Source organism: Kitasatospora sp. NPDC002522 (genome assembly GCF_053595195.1).
Map to the genome: position 1 here is coordinate 90,304 of NZ_JBSFXE010000009.1, position 13,808 is coordinate 104,111.

Here is a 13,808-nt window from a genome sequence, read left to right on the forward strand (position 1 = left end):
GGCGGACGGCGGGGGCTGCGGCGACCGCGTCGGCCGCGCCGACCGTGCCGGAAGGACGGCGGCGGCGGTCGCGGCTACGTTGACAAGAAGGGGGAGCGGCGAAGGAGGAGCGATGACGACCGCAGAACTGGACCAGTCACGCCAGGAGGCGTTCGCCGGGCGGATGGTCCAGGTGCTCAACGATTCCTGCCTAGGGCTGATGGCGGGCCTGGGACACCAGGCGGGCCTGTTCGACGTGATGGCCGGCCTGGACGCCGCCACCAGCGAACAGGTGGCCCAGGCCGCGGGACTGAACGAGCGTTACGTCCGCGAGTGGCTCGGTGCCATGGTCACCGGCGGGATCGTCGAGTACGACGCCGCGGCCGGCACCTACCGGCTGCCCGCCGAACACGCCGCCTCGCTGACCCGCGCCGCCGGACCCGACAACCTGGCCCGGATCGCCCAGGACCTCGGCATGCTCGCCGAGGTCGAACAGGAGGTGCTCGGCGCCTTCCGCACCGGTGGCGGCGTCCCCTACTCCTCCTACCCCCGGTTCCAGGAGATCCAGGCCGAGGAGTCCGGCGAGGTGTTCGACCTCGCCCTGGTCAGCGGCATCGTCCCGCTGGTGCCCGGCCTCACCGAACGCCTGCGCGCCGGCATCGACACCCTCGACATCGGTACCGGACAGGGCCACGCCGTCAACGTCCTCGCCCGGGCGTTCCCCGCCAGCCGCTGCCGCGGGCTCGACCGCTCAGAGGAGGGCATCGCCGCCGCCCGCGCCGAAGCCGCCGCGCTCGGCCTCGACAACGCCGCCTTCGACGTCGGCGACAGCGCCGAACTCACCGGCTCCTACGACCTGATCACCGCCTTCGACGTGATCCACGACCTGGCCCGCCCGACCCGCACCCTCGCCGCCGTCGCCCGCGCGCTGCGCCCCGACGGCGTCTTCCTGATGGCAGACATCGCCGCCTCCAGCCACCTGGAGGAGAACGTCGAACACCCTCTGGGCCCGGCGCTGTACACCTTCTCCACCTTCTACTGCATGAGCGTCTCGCTCAGCGAGGGCGGCGAGGCGCTCGGCACCGTCTGGGGTGAGCAGACCGCCCGCAGGATGCTCGCCGAGGCCGGCTTCGGCCAGGTCGACACCCAGCGGGTCGAGGGCGACATCCTCAACGTGTACTACATCGCCCGCCACTGAACCGACGGACCGTCACGACTGCTTCGGCGCCGGCTCGGTACTGCGCGACGCGGCCTCAGGACTCCTTCGCCGCGGCCTTCGCGAAGTGCAGGTGCTCGTCGACCAGGGGACCCGAGCGCAGCACCTTGCGGTCGTCCAGGTAGTCGCTGGACATCACCCACGGCGCGGCCGGGCCCTGCCGCGGGAGGTCGGCCAGGGCGCGCTGGATGTAGCCCGCGCCGAAGTCCAGCAGCGGACGGGTCGGCATCGCGGGGTCGGCGACCGGCCAGGCCGCGTCGTGGCCGTGCTCGTCCAGGTGCCGCAGCAGGTTGACGAAGTACTCGCAGAGCAGGCCGATCTTGAGCGTCCAGGACGCCGTGGTGTAGCCGATCGCGACCGCGAAGTTCGGGACGCCGCTGAGCATCATCCCGCGGTAGACCACCGTGTCCGGGTAGGCCACCGCCTTGCCGTCCACGCTCAGCCGGATGCCGCCGGCGATCTGCACGGCCAGGCCGGTCGCCGTCACGACCACGTCGGCCGGTAGCTCCCGGCCGGAGGCCAGCAGGAGCCCCGTCTCGGTGAACTCCACGATCCGGTCGGTCGCCATCTCGGCCCGCCCGTCCGACAGCACCTCGAACAGGTCGCCGTCGGGGACGGCGCACAGCCGCTGGTCCCACGGCGCGTACGGCGGGTTGAAGTGCGTGTCGACCGGATAACCCTTCGGCAGCGCACGGCGGTTGACCCAGCGGATCACCCGGCGGGCGGCTCCCGGGAAGCGCTGGCAGAACCGCAGCAGCAGCCGCTGCTGACCGATGTTCTTCGCCCGGATCACCCCGTGCGCCCGCTCCGCGCCCAGCACCCGCTTCAGCAGGTTCGCCACCGCGTCCCGCCGCGGCACCGGCAGGATGTACGTGGGCGTCCGCTGAAGCAGCGTCACCTTCGCCGCGCTCTGCGCCAGCGCGGGCACCAGCGTCACCGCGGTCGCCCCGCTGCCGATCACCACCACCCGCTTGCCCGTGCAGTCCAGGTCCTCCGGCCAGTGCTGCGGGTGCACGAGCGTCCCGCCGAAGCGCTCACGGCCCGCGAACTCCGGGGTGTGGCCCGCGTCGTAGCGGTAGTAGCCGCTCGCGCAGAAGATCCACCGGGCGCTGATCCGGTGCCGCGCCCCGCCGGTCTCCTCGACCTCCACCAGCCAGCGGGCCTCGGCACTCGACCAGTCCGCGCCGATCACCCGCTGCCGGAACCGGATGTGCCGCTCCAGGTCGTTCTCCTGCGCGGTCTCGCGCAGGTAGGCGAGGATCCGCGGCGCCGTCGCGATCGACTCCCGGTCCCGCCACGGCTTGAAGTCGTACCCGAAGGTGTAGAGGTCCGAGTCCGAGCGGATCCCCGGGTACTTGAACAGGTCCCAGGTCCCGCCGATGCCCTCCCGGGCCTCCAGCACGGCGAAGCTCCGGCCCGGATGGCCGTGCTTCAGGTACCGCGCCGCCCCCAGCCCGGAGATCCCGGCTCCCACGATCAGGACGTCCAGCTGCTCGATCCCGGGCTCCGCCGCCATGGGCCACTCCTCCTGTTACCGGTCGGTACCCCCAAGTGTGCAGGTCCGCGACCCGGTTGGCGATGGCCCGGGCACGACAACCCGCGGATCAGGGCCCGGCGGGGGCGGACGGCGGCTTGCCGCGGTAGGCGTCCAGCGCGTCGGACCCGGTGCCGTACGGGCGCAGCGCCTGGCGGGTGACGGCCGTCCACATGGCGCGCTCGTCGGCCAGCTTGTCGGGCAGGGTGAGGCCGAGCGCCTCGGCGAGCGGCTTGCGGCCGACGTTCACCAGGGCGCGGACGGCCGCCGCCCAGCCGTCGGTGGCGGCGATCGCGCAGCGGTACCAGACCGGGGCGAGTCCCGACAGCAGGACGGTGGTGGCGAGCAGAGGAGCGGTGCGGGCCGCGGCGGCCGTCAGCGAGCCGAGGGCGGTCGCCGCGACCAGCAGGTGGCCGTAGAGCAGGGCGACGAAGAAGTCGACGTTGGTGCGGACGGTCTCCAGCTGGCGGCGGACCGGCTCGGGGGCGACCGCGCTCAGCTCCTCCCACAGCACCTGGCTGTCCAGCCGGAAGCGGTCGTGGCCGTACTCCTCGAAGCGGCGGATCGCGTTGCCCAGCCGGGTCGGCGTGACCTGCCCGTCGTCGACCGGGTAGCGCCCCAACCGCTCGCCCAGCAGGGCCCGTTGGACCGCGCTGCGGCGCTCGTCCGCCGCCCGGTGCCGGCGCAGTTCCGGGTCGGCGCGCAGGGCCGCGAGCCGGTCGGTCTGCCCGGTGGTGAGCGGCCCGCCGTCGCGTTCCCGGGTCGCGAGCAGGATCAGGTTGCGACGCTTCTTGAGCAGCTGCTTGGTGTGCACGTGGTGGGCGGCGCGTCGGGTCGCGAGCCGGTCCGGCCACAGCAGGTAGCCCTCCAGGAAGCGGTACAGCGGGGTGCGCAGTGCGAAGAGCACCAGCCCCGCCACGACCGAGCCGGTGAGCAGCATCAGCGAGGTGCTCGGCAGCGGCGACGGCGTGGTGCCGGCCGCCAGCCTGGTGGTGCTCAGGGTCGGCCAGACGGCGATCAGGAACACCCCGAGGTTGACCGCGGTCGGCAGGATCCAGCCGACGAGCAGGGCCCACGCCCCGCTGAACGCGCCCTTGGCGATGTCGCCCATCGGTCAGGCGTCCTCCTCGTCGTCCCCGAACGGCGGCCCGGGCGGCGCACCCGACGCGGGCTGGGCGTCGAGATGGACGTCGTGCTGGATGATCTGCCCGTGGAAGACGCCGCCGTTGATCGTGTTGTGGACGACGATCGGGCGTGGGGCGGTGGGGGCGACGGAGTGCGCCCGGTCGAGGGCGGCACGCAGCTCGGCGGCGAACTCCGGATCCTGTTCGGCCGCGTCCTCCAGCGCCAACGCCAGACGGTGCACGGTCCGCTCGCGGGGCCAGGGCGCACGCGCCACGGCCTCCTCGCGTAGCCGGGCCAGCGCCGGATCGTCCCCGAGTCGACCGGTCACCACCTCGTGCAGCCGCTCCAGCGCCTCGGGCCAGCCCTCAGGCTCCCCGGTCACCCCCCGCGCGCTGCGTGTCTCCCGGGCGAACAGGTACTCCGCCGCCGCCTCGAACCCCGCCATCGGCCACTCCCTCCCCTGGAGCCGACACCGTACCCTGCCGCCGAGTTGACCCGGGGTCAGACCTGGGCGCGGGCGTCGTACTCCCGTTGGGCGGTCTCCACGCGGGGCATCAGGCCCTCGACGGCTTCGACCAGGGCGTGCAGGCGGTCGGCGATCTCGCGGCCGAGGTCGGTGAGGCAGTACTCGACGCGGGGGGGGTTGGTGGGCTCGGCGCGGCGGTGGACCAGGCCGTCGCGCTCCAGGGCCTGGAGGGTCTGGGAGAGCATCTTCTCGCTCACGCCGTCGACCCGGCGGCGGAGCTCGTTGAAGCGGAAGGTTCCGTCCCGCAGAGCGGCCAGGGTGAGGGTGCCCCAGGCGTGGGTGACGTCCTTGAGGACGTGGCGCGAGGGACAGGCGCGCGCGAAGACGTCGTACGCGAGGTCCGTCTCGCAGTCGGTCGTCCGGGTCGGTGCAGTGGCCATACCACGCAGTGTACGGCGGCGCCCCCGAATCCCACAGCGCTATCCAGAGGTTTGCGCTTTCGAATAGTTAGTGCTTTCCTTTCATCAGCGCTCACCGAACGAAAGCACAGGAGCCCACGTGACCAGCCACAGCCCCGTCATCGCGATCGCCTACCACTCCGGCTACGGCCACACCGCCGTCCTCGCCGAAGCCGTCCGCAACGGCGCGGAGGCCGAAGGCGCCACCGTCCACCTGATCCCGGTGGACGCCATCACCGACGAGCAGTGGGAGCAGCTGGACGCCGCCGACGGCATCGTCTTCGGCTCGCCGACCTACATGGGCACCGCCTCCGGCGCGTTCCACGTCTTCGCGGAGGACTCCTCCAAGCGCTGGTTCACCCAGGCCTGGAAGGACAAGCTGGCCGCCGGGTTCACCAACTCCGCCAGCAAGAGCGGCGACAAGCTGCACACCCTGCAGTTCTTCAGCATCCTGGCCGCCCAGCACGGCATGACCTGGGTCAACCTCGGCCTGCACCCGGGCTGGAACTCCTCCACCGCCTCGGAGTTCGACCTCAACAGGCTCGGCATCTTCCTCGGCGCCGGCGCCCAGAGCAACAACGACCAGGGCCCCGAGGACGTGCACAAGGCCGACCTGGCCACCGCCGAGCACCTCGGCCGCCGGATCACCGGCCAGGCCAAGGTGCTGCGCGCCGGCCGCGCCGCCCTCGCCGCCTGACGCCCCGTCACCGGTCGCCCGTGACCTGCCGCCGCCCGCCCGCCGGATCCGTTCCGGCAGGCGGGCGGCCGCCGTTCCCGGTGGTCGTTCCGGTTAGGGTGGGGTGATGAGCGAGCAGCAGTGGACGCAGACCCGTGAGGGGGCCGCGACGAGCCACCCGTTGGTCCGGGTCGCGTTCGGCGTCGGCGGGGCCGTCCTGATCGTCGCCGGGGTGGCGCTGCTGGTGCTCCCCGGGCCGGGCATGCTGCTCCTGCTCGCCGGGATGATCCTCTTCTCGCGCGCCGTCCCCGCCGTCGCGCGCTACGTCGAACCGCTGCGGGTGCGGGCGATGCGCGGCGCCGAGGCCGGCGTCTCCTCGCCCTGGCGGATCGCCGGCACCGTGCTGGCCGGCCTCGCCCTGATCGGCGCGGGCGCCGCGTGGGCGCTGGTGCCCGCGCTGCCGCTGGCCGGCTGGGGTACCGGCCTCGGCCTCGCGGTCTCCGGCGTCATCCTGCTCGCCCTGATCGGCTGGAGCTACCGCCGGGTGCGGGCCGCCCGCGCCGCACAGTCCGCCGCCTGAGGGTCAGTCAGTACCGCGGGTCGCCTCCGACGGTCCGTCAGCTCGCGGCGGCCGGCGGGGCGGAGCCGCCCTCGGGGTCGATGTGGGGGAGGATCCGGTCCAGCCAGCGCGGCGTCCACCAGGCGGCCGGGCCGAGCAGGGTCATCGCGGCGGGCACCATCAGCAGGCGCACCACGGTGGCGTCGATCAGCACGCTGACCGCGAGGCCCAGGCCCATCATCTTGATCACCACGTTGTCGCTGACGATGAACGCCGCGAAGACGCTGACCATGATGAGCGCCGCACAGCCGATCACCCGCGCCGTGGTCTCCAGCGCGTGGGCGACCGCGCCGCGGCTGTCGCCGGTGCGGATCCAGTTCTCGTGCACCCGGGAGAGCAGGAAGACCTCGTAGTCCATGCTCAGGCCGAAGACGATCGCGAACATCATCATCGGCACGTAGCTCTCGATCGGGACCTTCCCCGCCACCCCGAGCGCCGGCCCGCCCCAGCCCCACTGGAAGACCGCGACCAGCACGCCGTACGAGGCGGCGATCGACACCAGGTTCAGGACCGCGGCCTTCAGCGCGACCAGCGGCGCCCGGAAGACCGCCAGGATGATCAGGAACGCCAGGCCGACGACCACCGCGATGATCGGCACCAGCCGGCTCGCCACGATGTCCAGGAAGTCGACCTGGGCCGCGGTGGTGCCGGTCACGTAGGTGGTCGCGCCGGTGCCCGCGACCGCGGCCGGCAGCACCGTGTCGGAGAGGTGGCCGACCAGGTCGGTGGTCTTCTGGTCCTGCGGCGCCTGCGCGGGGGTGACGGTGGTGAACAGGACGTCGCCGTCGCTGCTGGTCTGCAGGGGCAGGGTGCCGGCGGTGTTCGGCACCCCGGTCAGCGCCTGCTGGACCGAGGTGGCGAGTGCGGCCCGGTTCGCCTGGGGGACCGAGGTCTGGTCGACCACCACCGTGAGCGGGCCGTTGGAGCCGGGGCCGAAGGCCTCCGACATCAGGTCGAACGCGCGCCGGTCGGTGAACGAGGTCGGGTCCGCGCCGTCGTCGATGTGACCGAGCTGGATCGACGCCAGCGGGATGGCCAGCACGCCCACCACCACCAGGCCGGAGATCAGGAACCACCACGGCCGCCGCTCCACCCGGCGGGCGTAGCGGTGCCACATCCCGCCCGCGTCGTCGTCGGCGCCCTCCTGCTCGGAGTCGGCCGACGGCGAGTCGCCCTCGGCGACCGGCGTGCGGACCGTGAAGCGGTCCATGTTGCGGCCGATCAGGCCCATCATCGCGGGCAGCAGGGTCAGCGCGCCGCAGACCGCGCTGATCACCGTGACCGCGGCGGCCAGGCCCAGTTTCGCCATGAACGAGATGCCCGAGACCGACAGGCCGGCCAGTGCGACCACCACCGTGCAGCCGGAGATCAGCACCGCCCGTCCGCTGGTGGCCACCGCGTGCGCGGCCGCGGCGACCGGATCGGCGCCGTCCATCAGGTTCTGTCGATGACGGGTCAACAGGAAGAGGGCGTAGTCGATGCCGACGCCGAGGCCGATCATCGTGGCCAGCGTCGGCGCCACCGTCGCGAAGGTGGTGAGTGCCGACAACAACCCCAGCAGGCCGAGGCCGACGACCACCGACACCAGCGCGCTGACCAGCGGCAGCCCCGCCGCGATCACACTGCCGAAGCCCGCCAGCAGCACCAGGATCGCGACCGCGAAGCCGATCGCCTCGCTGCTGCGGTCGTCGGCCGGCGGCCGCGCCAACTCGCCCAGCGGACCGCCGTACTCCACCTGCACCCCGGCCTGCCGCATCGGCGCGACCGCGGCGTCCACCTGGTCCAGGTAGGCGGCCCCGAAGGAGCCGGGATCGGAGTCGAAGCGCACGGTGATGTACCCGGTCGTGCCGTCGGCGGTGAGCGGGCCGCTTGGCGGCACGGGCTGGCCCGGCGGGGGCAGCGGGTTCTGCGCGGAGAGCACGTGCGGGAGGTGCTGCAGCGAGCTGACCGCCTGGTCGACCTGGGACTGGAAGGCCGTGAGCGACTGGCCGTCGTGCAGCACGATCTGGGCGTTGGTCCCGCCCGCCGCCGGCTCGTGCGCCTGCAGCACGTCCCGGCCCTCCTGGGCCTGGGTGCCCGGCAACGAGAAGTCGTCCGAGTAGGTGCCGCCCACGGCCCGGTCGGCGATCTGCACGCCCGCCAGCGCCACCAGCCAGAGGACGATCACCAGCACCGGGCGCCGCGCGCACCACCGGCCGATCCGCCACAGTCTGCCGCGCTTGCGCGTGTCCGCGCCGCCGCCATCGACGACGCGGGCGGACCCGCCGGACGAAGACGAAGCCATCACCGCTCCAGGGGGCGCACAAACCGGAGCCACCCACGCTAGGGACGCCGCGCGCCGCCGACCGCGCACCACACCCCGCCGCCGAGCGAAACCCACCCGAACGCCGCACTCCGCCCGCCCCGCACCGGCCGGGTCGGTCCTGGACGGCCCGCGTTCAGGGCGAACCCACCGGCCGGTCACCCCTCGGCCCGAACATGGCGTCAACTCACCCACGGCAAAGTGGAGTTACCCATGCGACGGCACCTCCTCGGCGCCCTGGCGCTGGCCGGCCTGGCGCTCACCGCGACCGTCCCCGACGCCTCCGCGACGGAGACCTGGACGCAGGCGTCCCGGCAGACGTACTACCTCACCACCGCCTTCCAGCGCTCCCAGGGCATCGCCACCGACGGCACCTCCTGGTACTTCTCCTGGCAGTACGGCCTCAGCCGGGTGAGCCTCGACCAGCAGAGCGTCCAGGCGAACAACGCGGCCGCCGTTCCCGCCGCGCTGGCCGCCCAGGGCGACAACCACATCGGCGACATCGACTACTACAACGGCAAGCTGTACGTCCCGATCGAGGACGGCAGCGCCTACCAGCACCCCTACATCGCGCTCTACGACGCCGCCACGCTCGGCTACACCGGCACCGCCTACCCGCTGCCGCTCAGCGTGCAGCCCGACGGCGCGCCCTGGGTCGCCGTCGACGCGGCCCGCGGGTACGTCCACTCCTCGGCGTACAACCCGACCCCCGCGCTGAACGTCTACAGCCTGACCGACCTGCACCTGGTCAGGACCGTGCCGCTGAGCACCGTCATCGGCAGCATCCAGGGCGCGAAGATCTACCAGGGCAGCCTGTACGCCTCCTCCAACAACGCCGCCAAGTCGATCTACAGGATCGATCCCGACAGCGGCCAGGTCACCGACGTCTTCGACCGGGCCTCCTCGCTGCCGAGCGGCTCCGAGACCGAGGGGCTGGCCTTCCTGCCCACCTCCGACGGCGCCGTGATGCACGCGCTGGACGCGGTCTCCGGGCGGCTCGCCACCTATCTCTACAACTACCGGGTCACCACGTCCTGACCCTCCGTCACCCCGGCAGGCCGCGCCCGGTCCGACGCCGCGTCCGACGCTGCGTCAGGCGGGGTGTGGCTACGAACTGGTCACGTTCCGTTCTGTTAATAGAACTGTTTGCCTGTTCATCGTCAAGCTCTCACTCAGCTACCCAGCAGCTACCCGACTGGAGTACCGAGTGAGCCCCACCTCCTCCTCGCGCCGCCGCACCCTCACGGCCGGCGCGCTGGCTGCCACTGCCGCCCTCGTCGCCACCGCCGTCCAGTGCGGCACCGCCACCGCCGCCGTCGGCCGGGACGCGGCGATCGCCAAGGCCAAGGCCAACGTCTCCCACAACGCCGACCAGTTCGGCTACGGCGCCGGCCAGGACCTCAAGGTCAAGGACGTCGTCATCGACGCGGACGGCACCCAGCACGTCCGCTTCGACCGCACCTACCAGGGGCTGGCCGTCATCGGCGGCGACCTGGTGGTCCATCAGGACGCCCGCGGCAAGCTCAAGGACAGCTCCCGCGCCAAGGGCCACAACCCGGCCGTCAAGACCACCAGCCCCGCCGTGCCGGCCCAGACCAGCGCCGCCCGCGCGCTGAGCGAGGCCCCCGGCATAGCCGACGCCACCTCCACCCCCGAGCTCGTCATCTGGGCGGCCGACGGCACCGCCCGCCTGGCCTGGCAGACCACTGTCAGCGGCACCGGCAAGCAGGGCCAGCCCAGCGGCCGGGTCGTCGTCACCGACGCCACCACCGGCGAGGCCATCGACGCCTACGACTCCGAGCACCAGGCCACCGGCACCGGCCACTCCGAGTACACCGGCGACATCAGCATCGCCACCACCCTGCAGGCGAACGGCACCTACGCGCTGATCGACCCGGTCCGCGGCCACACCACCAAGGACGCCCACAACCTGTCGGCCAGCAGCATCAAGGCGACCTCGGGCACCCTCTACACCGACGCCGACAACGTCTGGGGCGACGGGAAGAAGTTCTCCACCGACCGCGCCACCGCCGCCGTCGACGCCCACGCCAACACCGCCTGGACGTACGACTACTACAAGAACACCTTCGGCCGCAGCGGCATCAAGAACGACGGCAAGGGCGCCACCGTCTTCGTGCACGTCGGCACCAACTGGGACAACGCCCAGTGGTCCGACACCTGCTTCTGCATGATGACCGGTGACGGCAACGGCACCACCGACCCCGAGCAGGTCGACCTCGACACCATGGGCCACGAGATGACCCACGGCGTCACCAGCGCCACCGCCAACCTCCGCTACAGCGGCGAGTCCGGCGGCCTCAACGAGTCCACCAGCGACATCTTCGGCACCATGGTCGAGTTCTACGCCAACAACGCCGTCGACAAGGGCGACTACCTGTTCTCCGACCAGTCCACCCCGCCGTGGCTGCGCCGCTTCGACAAGCCCTCGCTCGACGGCAGCTCCGCGGACTGCTGGAGCAAGTCGGTCGGCCGGCTGGACGTCCACAACTCCTCCGGCGTCGGCAACCACTGGTTCTACCTCGCCAGCGAGGGCAGCGGCGCCAAGACCCTCAACGGCGTCAGCTACAACTCGCCGACCTGCAACGGCTCCACCGTCGCCGGCATCGGCAACCAGAAGGTCGCCGCCATCTGGTACCGCGCCCTCACCGTCTACATGACCTCCACCACCGACTACAAGGGCGCCCGACTCGCCTCCCTGAACGCGGCCCGCGACCTCTACGGCAGCACCAGCACCGAGTACAAGGCCATCGCCGCCGCCTGGAGCGCGGTCAACGTCGCCTGACACTCCCTCACCTCCCCGTGGCGGTACGACCGGTGAACACACACCGGGCGTACCGCCACGCGGCGGTCGTCAGACCGCGGCGATGCGGGACCGGAGCAGGCAGAACTCGTTGCCCTCCGGGTCGGCGAGGACGTGCCAGGGTTCTTCGCCGGTCTGGCCCACGTCTGCGGGGCGGGCGCCGAGGGCGAGGAGGCGTTCCAGCTCGGCGTGCTGGTCACGGTCGGTGGGGCTCACGTCCAGGTGCAGGGGGAGCTTCCCGCGGCGCGGGTCACTGCTCGGACTCAGCACCAGGGTCGGCAACGGCCCGCCGAACCCGACGTCCGGCGGACCGATCTCGATGCTTCCGTCCGGCTCACGTCCGATCTCCACGTAGCCGAGCACCTCGCTCCAGAAGGCGGCGAGGCGCTCGGGGTCGGCGCAGTCCAGGACCAACTCACTGATGCGGCATGCCATACGGGCGAGTGTAGGTGTCAGGTGTCAGGTGTCAGGCGGGGGCGGGGCCGGTGGGGCGCGGCAGTTCGCCGACGAGGGCGGGGATGAAGATCAACGCGGCGGGGACGAAGAGCAGCACGATCGGAACCCCGATCGGGATCGGCGACACGGACAGGCCCGTCCGGTCCGGGGGCGCGGAAGCCTGCGCATGGGCCGTGGTCGGCGCGACCGAGAACAGCAGGGCGACGGCGGCCGCCACCGCAGAGCTTCGCAACACCTTGACTCCTCGTGACTTCCTCGGGCCGACCGGGACCGGCCGGCAACTGGCGACCAGTCAAATCGTCGGCGGTACCCGCAGCCAGCGGCGACGACCGGGCGAGTGACCTGCCCCGATGACCCGGGCGCGGCGGCGGAGGAGGCGGCCGCCGTTACAAGTAGCACGCGGTGGCGGCTATTGTGGCCGCGCCCAGAAAAGCACCAGAAAGGGGTGGACCCACATGGCGGACATCGACGAGGCCCGGCAGGCGTTCGCGCGACTCGACCTCGACGGCGACGGCCGGATCACCGCGGCCGAGCACAAGGCGGTCATGGCGCAGCTCGGCGACTTCAACGTCACCGAGACCGTCGCGCAGGCCATCATCGCCCGGCGGGACGCCAACGGCGACGGCAAGCTCTCCTTCGAGGAGTTCTACGCCTCCCTCGGGGACTGACCCCTCGACGACGGCCGGCCCGGCAGGATCCCGCGCACCCGCTGGTGCGCCTCCTTCCTGGCCGGCCGTCGTCATGTCGCCCCGCGACGCCGGTGCGCGAGGCGGATGGTGGGGGGCGGGGCCCGGGATTCCCCCCGGGGGAGAACGCGGTGCAGCCCCCCGTTAGCATCCACGCCGTGACTTTCTCCCCGGGCAGGAACACCGTGAACGCCTCCGCCGTGCCGGAGCCGAGCGTGGCCGACGCGTCGGCGTGCCAGGTGTGCGGCATCGAACTGGTCTGGGGCGGCCGCGGACGCCGGCCGAAGTACTGCTCGAAGGCGTGCTCGTCCAAGGCCGACCGGCAACGCGAGCGCGAGCGGCAGGGCGAGCGCGACCGCCGCTCCAAGGCCCTCACCCGCGCCGCCGACGCCTCCCGCCGGGAACCCCCGCTGCCCGGCGACTTCCCCGTGAGCGCCGACACCGAGGAACTGCTCGCCCTCGGCGGAAAGCTGCGCCAGCACGACCTGGTCTACCTGCTCCAGCTCGAACGCGCGGTCCGCAACGACGACCACGCCCTCGCCGAACAGGCCCTGGACGACCTCCGCCAAGCCGCCGAGCGCTACTTCGCCCGCCACCACGAACTCGCCGAACGCATCCTGACGGCCCACCACGAGAGCGACCGGCACCCGGCCGAGCCCGAGATTCCTCCCCGGGACGAAACGGCCCCGGCGGTGTCCGCCGTCACGACCGTGCTGCGCCGCGCGGTCGATCCTGCCGCCTCGCGTGCCGTTCCCCCGCGAGGCGAAGCTCAGACCCCGGTGGCTCGCCCGCTCCCGCACCAGGGGGACGGTGTGGACGGCCGGGTCGAGCCGCGCGGGGATTCCGGCACTGTTGCCGCCGGCCCCGAGGCGGAAGCCGTTCCGTCCCGGGCGGAAACCCAGGGCCTGGCCGACCATGTTCAGCCGCGGGTGGAAACGCAGGGCCTGGCCGACCGTTCGTTGTCCGGTGCCGTTCGACCGCGGGTGGAAACCCAGGCCCCGGTGACCGAGGCCGTTTCGTCCCGGGGAGGAGCGCCGAACCCCTCCGACGAGGGCGCCGGCCGGCTGCGCGACCTGGTCGACCAGCACCGGGCGCAGCAGGCCGACGCCCTCCCGTCCGCGGAGGACGAGCACGCGGCGGTGACGGTGCCTCAGCACCCGCAACTGCGCGGAGTCCCCGGCTCGGTCGAGCTCCGCATCCCGCTCGACCCGCGCGTCTTCGGCGACGGCTGGGCCCTCGAAGGCTGGTCCGGCCACCCGGACGTCTACCTGGTCACCGGCGACACCCGCGAACCCGGCTGGGTCGAACGCGGCCTGGCCGGCCTCGGCGAAGGCTGGGTCGCCGTCTACGAGGGCTACTTCATCGCCGACGCCGCCACCGACGACGTCCTCCTCCACCCGACCCCACGCGACGCCGCATACACCGTCCACCGCGCCTACCTGCAGAACCTCTGAGCCGATGCCAGCGCGG

General features: G+C 72.5%; 14 protein-coding genes. 7 read left to right on the plus strand and 7 right to left on the minus strand.

The genetic code is table 11. The annotated features are described in order from the left end of the window. The first annotated feature begins 112 nt into the window (after positions 1-112). Positions 113-1,177: a class I SAM-dependent methyltransferase gene (locus ACWD4U_RS10020; protein WP_363450531.1), complete on the plus strand. Its 1,065-nt coding sequence runs from the start codon at positions 113-115 to the stop codon at positions 1,175-1,177. 55 nt (positions 1,178-1,232) lie between these two features. Here ACWD4U_RS10020 and ACWD4U_RS10025 read toward each other — a convergent pair whose 3' ends face one another. From ACWD4U_RS10025 to ACWD4U_RS10040, 4 genes are all read right to left on the minus strand, one after another. Further along, positions 1,233-2,711, minus strand: a complete 1,479-nt coding sequence (locus ACWD4U_RS10025) for a flavin-containing monooxygenase (protein WP_363450529.1) — start codon at positions 2,709-2,711, stop codon at positions 1,233-1,235. 88 nt (positions 2,712-2,799) lie between these two features. After that, the gene (locus tag ACWD4U_RS10030) at positions 2,800-3,840 is read right to left on the minus strand and encodes a hypothetical protein (protein WP_363450527.1); all 1,041 of its coding nucleotides are present in this window, start codon (positions 3,838-3,840) and stop codon (positions 2,800-2,802) included. A gap of 3 nt (positions 3,841-3,843) precedes the next feature. Next, positions 3,844-4,299 carry a hypothetical protein gene (locus tag ACWD4U_RS10035; RefSeq protein ID WP_363450525.1) on the minus strand — a complete coding sequence of 152 codons (456 nt, stop codon included), beginning with the start codon at positions 4,297-4,299 and terminating at the stop codon, positions 3,844-3,846. Positions 4,300-4,355: 56 nt separating this feature from the next. Next, a complete protein-coding gene (locus ACWD4U_RS10040) occupies positions 4,356-4,760 on the minus strand; it encodes a winged helix-turn-helix transcriptional regulator (RefSeq protein ID WP_363450523.1) in 405 nt (134 codons plus the stop codon). Positions 4,761-4,878: 118 nt separating this feature from the next. Between ACWD4U_RS10040 and ACWD4U_RS10045 the strand changes: the two genes are divergently transcribed. Beyond that, a complete protein-coding gene (locus ACWD4U_RS10045) occupies positions 4,879-5,475 on the plus strand; it encodes a flavodoxin family protein (protein ID WP_363450521.1) in 597 nt (198 codons plus the stop codon). A 106-nt stretch (positions 5,476-5,581) separates the two neighbouring features. Next, positions 5,582-6,034 (plus strand): PGPGW domain-containing protein, encoded by a 453-nt coding sequence (locus ACWD4U_RS10050; protein WP_363450519.1) that lies wholly within the window; start codon positions 5,582-5,584, stop codon positions 6,032-6,034. Positions 6,035-6,071: 37 nt separating this feature from the next. Here ACWD4U_RS10050 and ACWD4U_RS10055 read toward each other — a convergent pair whose 3' ends face one another. After that, on the minus strand, positions 6,072-8,357 hold the full coding sequence (locus ACWD4U_RS10055; RefSeq protein ID WP_363450517.1) for an MMPL family transporter: 2,286 nt from the start codon (positions 8,355-8,357) through the stop codon (positions 6,072-6,074). Between the two features lie 231 nt (positions 8,358-8,588). On the opposite strand from ACWD4U_RS10055, the gene ACWD4U_RS10060 reads away from it, so the two are divergent. Then, positions 8,589-9,413: a hypothetical protein gene (locus tag ACWD4U_RS10060; RefSeq protein ID WP_363450515.1), complete on the plus strand. Its 825-nt coding sequence runs from the start codon at positions 8,589-8,591 to the stop codon at positions 9,411-9,413. Between the two features lie 169 nt (positions 9,414-9,582). Continuing rightward, positions 9,583-11,178 carry a M4 family metallopeptidase gene (locus tag ACWD4U_RS10065; protein WP_363450513.1) on the plus strand — a complete coding sequence of 532 codons (1,596 nt, stop codon included), beginning with the start codon at positions 9,583-9,585 and terminating at the stop codon, positions 11,176-11,178. Between the two features lie 69 nt (positions 11,179-11,247). Here ACWD4U_RS10065 and ACWD4U_RS10070 read toward each other — a convergent pair whose 3' ends face one another. Both ACWD4U_RS10070 and ACWD4U_RS10075 read right to left on the minus strand, forming a co-directional pair. Beyond that, the gene (locus tag ACWD4U_RS10070; protein WP_363450511.1) at positions 11,248-11,631 is read right to left on the minus strand and encodes a VOC family protein; all 384 of its coding nucleotides are present in this window, start codon (positions 11,629-11,631) and stop codon (positions 11,248-11,250) included. 31 nt (positions 11,632-11,662) lie between these two features. Then, positions 11,663-11,887: a hypothetical protein gene (locus tag ACWD4U_RS10075; RefSeq protein ID WP_363450509.1), complete on the minus strand. Its 225-nt coding sequence runs from the start codon at positions 11,885-11,887 to the stop codon at positions 11,663-11,665. Positions 11,888-12,107: 220 nt separating this feature from the next. Here ACWD4U_RS10075 and ACWD4U_RS10080 point away from each other — a divergent pair, with 220 nt between their 5' ends. After that, positions 12,108-12,320, plus strand: a complete 213-nt coding sequence (locus tag ACWD4U_RS10080; RefSeq protein WP_363450507.1) for an EF-hand domain-containing protein — start codon at positions 12,108-12,110, stop codon at positions 12,318-12,320. A gap of 176 nt (positions 12,321-12,496) precedes the next feature. Beyond that, positions 12,497-13,792, plus strand: a complete 1,296-nt coding sequence (locus tag ACWD4U_RS10085) for a hypothetical protein (RefSeq protein WP_363450505.1) — start codon at positions 12,497-12,499, stop codon at positions 13,790-13,792. Positions 13,793-13,808: the final 16 nt, after the last annotated feature.

Excerpts from the sequence above, each read along its gene's own strand:
- ACWD4U_RS10020 (WP_363450531.1), top strand. The coding sequence starts at position 113 with ATGACGACCGCAGAACTGGACCAGTCACGCCAGGAGGCGTTCGCCGGG.
- ACWD4U_RS10025 (WP_363450529.1), bottom strand. The coding sequence starts at position 2,711 with ATGGCGGCGGAGCCCGGGATCGAGCAGCTGGACGTCCTGATCGTGGGA.
- ACWD4U_RS10030 (WP_363450527.1), bottom strand. The coding sequence starts at position 3,840 with ATGGGCGACATCGCCAAGGGCGCGTTCAGCGGGGCGTGGGCCCTGCTC.
- ACWD4U_RS10035 (WP_363450525.1), bottom strand. The coding sequence starts at position 4,299 with ATGGCGGGGTTCGAGGCGGCGGCGGAGTACCTGTTCGCCCGGGAGACA.
- ACWD4U_RS10040 (WP_363450523.1), bottom strand. The coding sequence starts at position 4,760 with ATGGCCACTGCACCGACCCGGACGACCGACTGCGAGACGGACCTCGCG.
- ACWD4U_RS10050 (WP_363450519.1), top strand. The coding sequence starts at position 5,582 with ATGAGCGAGCAGCAGTGGACGCAGACCCGTGAGGGGGCCGCGACGAGC.
- ACWD4U_RS10055 (WP_363450517.1), bottom strand. The coding sequence starts at position 8,357 with ATGGCTTCGTCTTCGTCCGGCGGGTCCGCCCGCGTCGTCGATGGCGGC.
- ACWD4U_RS10060 (WP_363450515.1), top strand. The coding sequence starts at position 8,589 with ATGCGACGGCACCTCCTCGGCGCCCTGGCGCTGGCCGGCCTGGCGCTC.
- ACWD4U_RS10070 (WP_363450511.1), bottom strand. The coding sequence starts at position 11,631 with ATGGCATGCCGCATCAGTGAGTTGGTCCTGGACTGCGCCGACCCCGAG.
- ACWD4U_RS10080 (WP_363450507.1), top strand. The coding sequence starts at position 12,108 with ATGGCGGACATCGACGAGGCCCGGCAGGCGTTCGCGCGACTCGACCTC.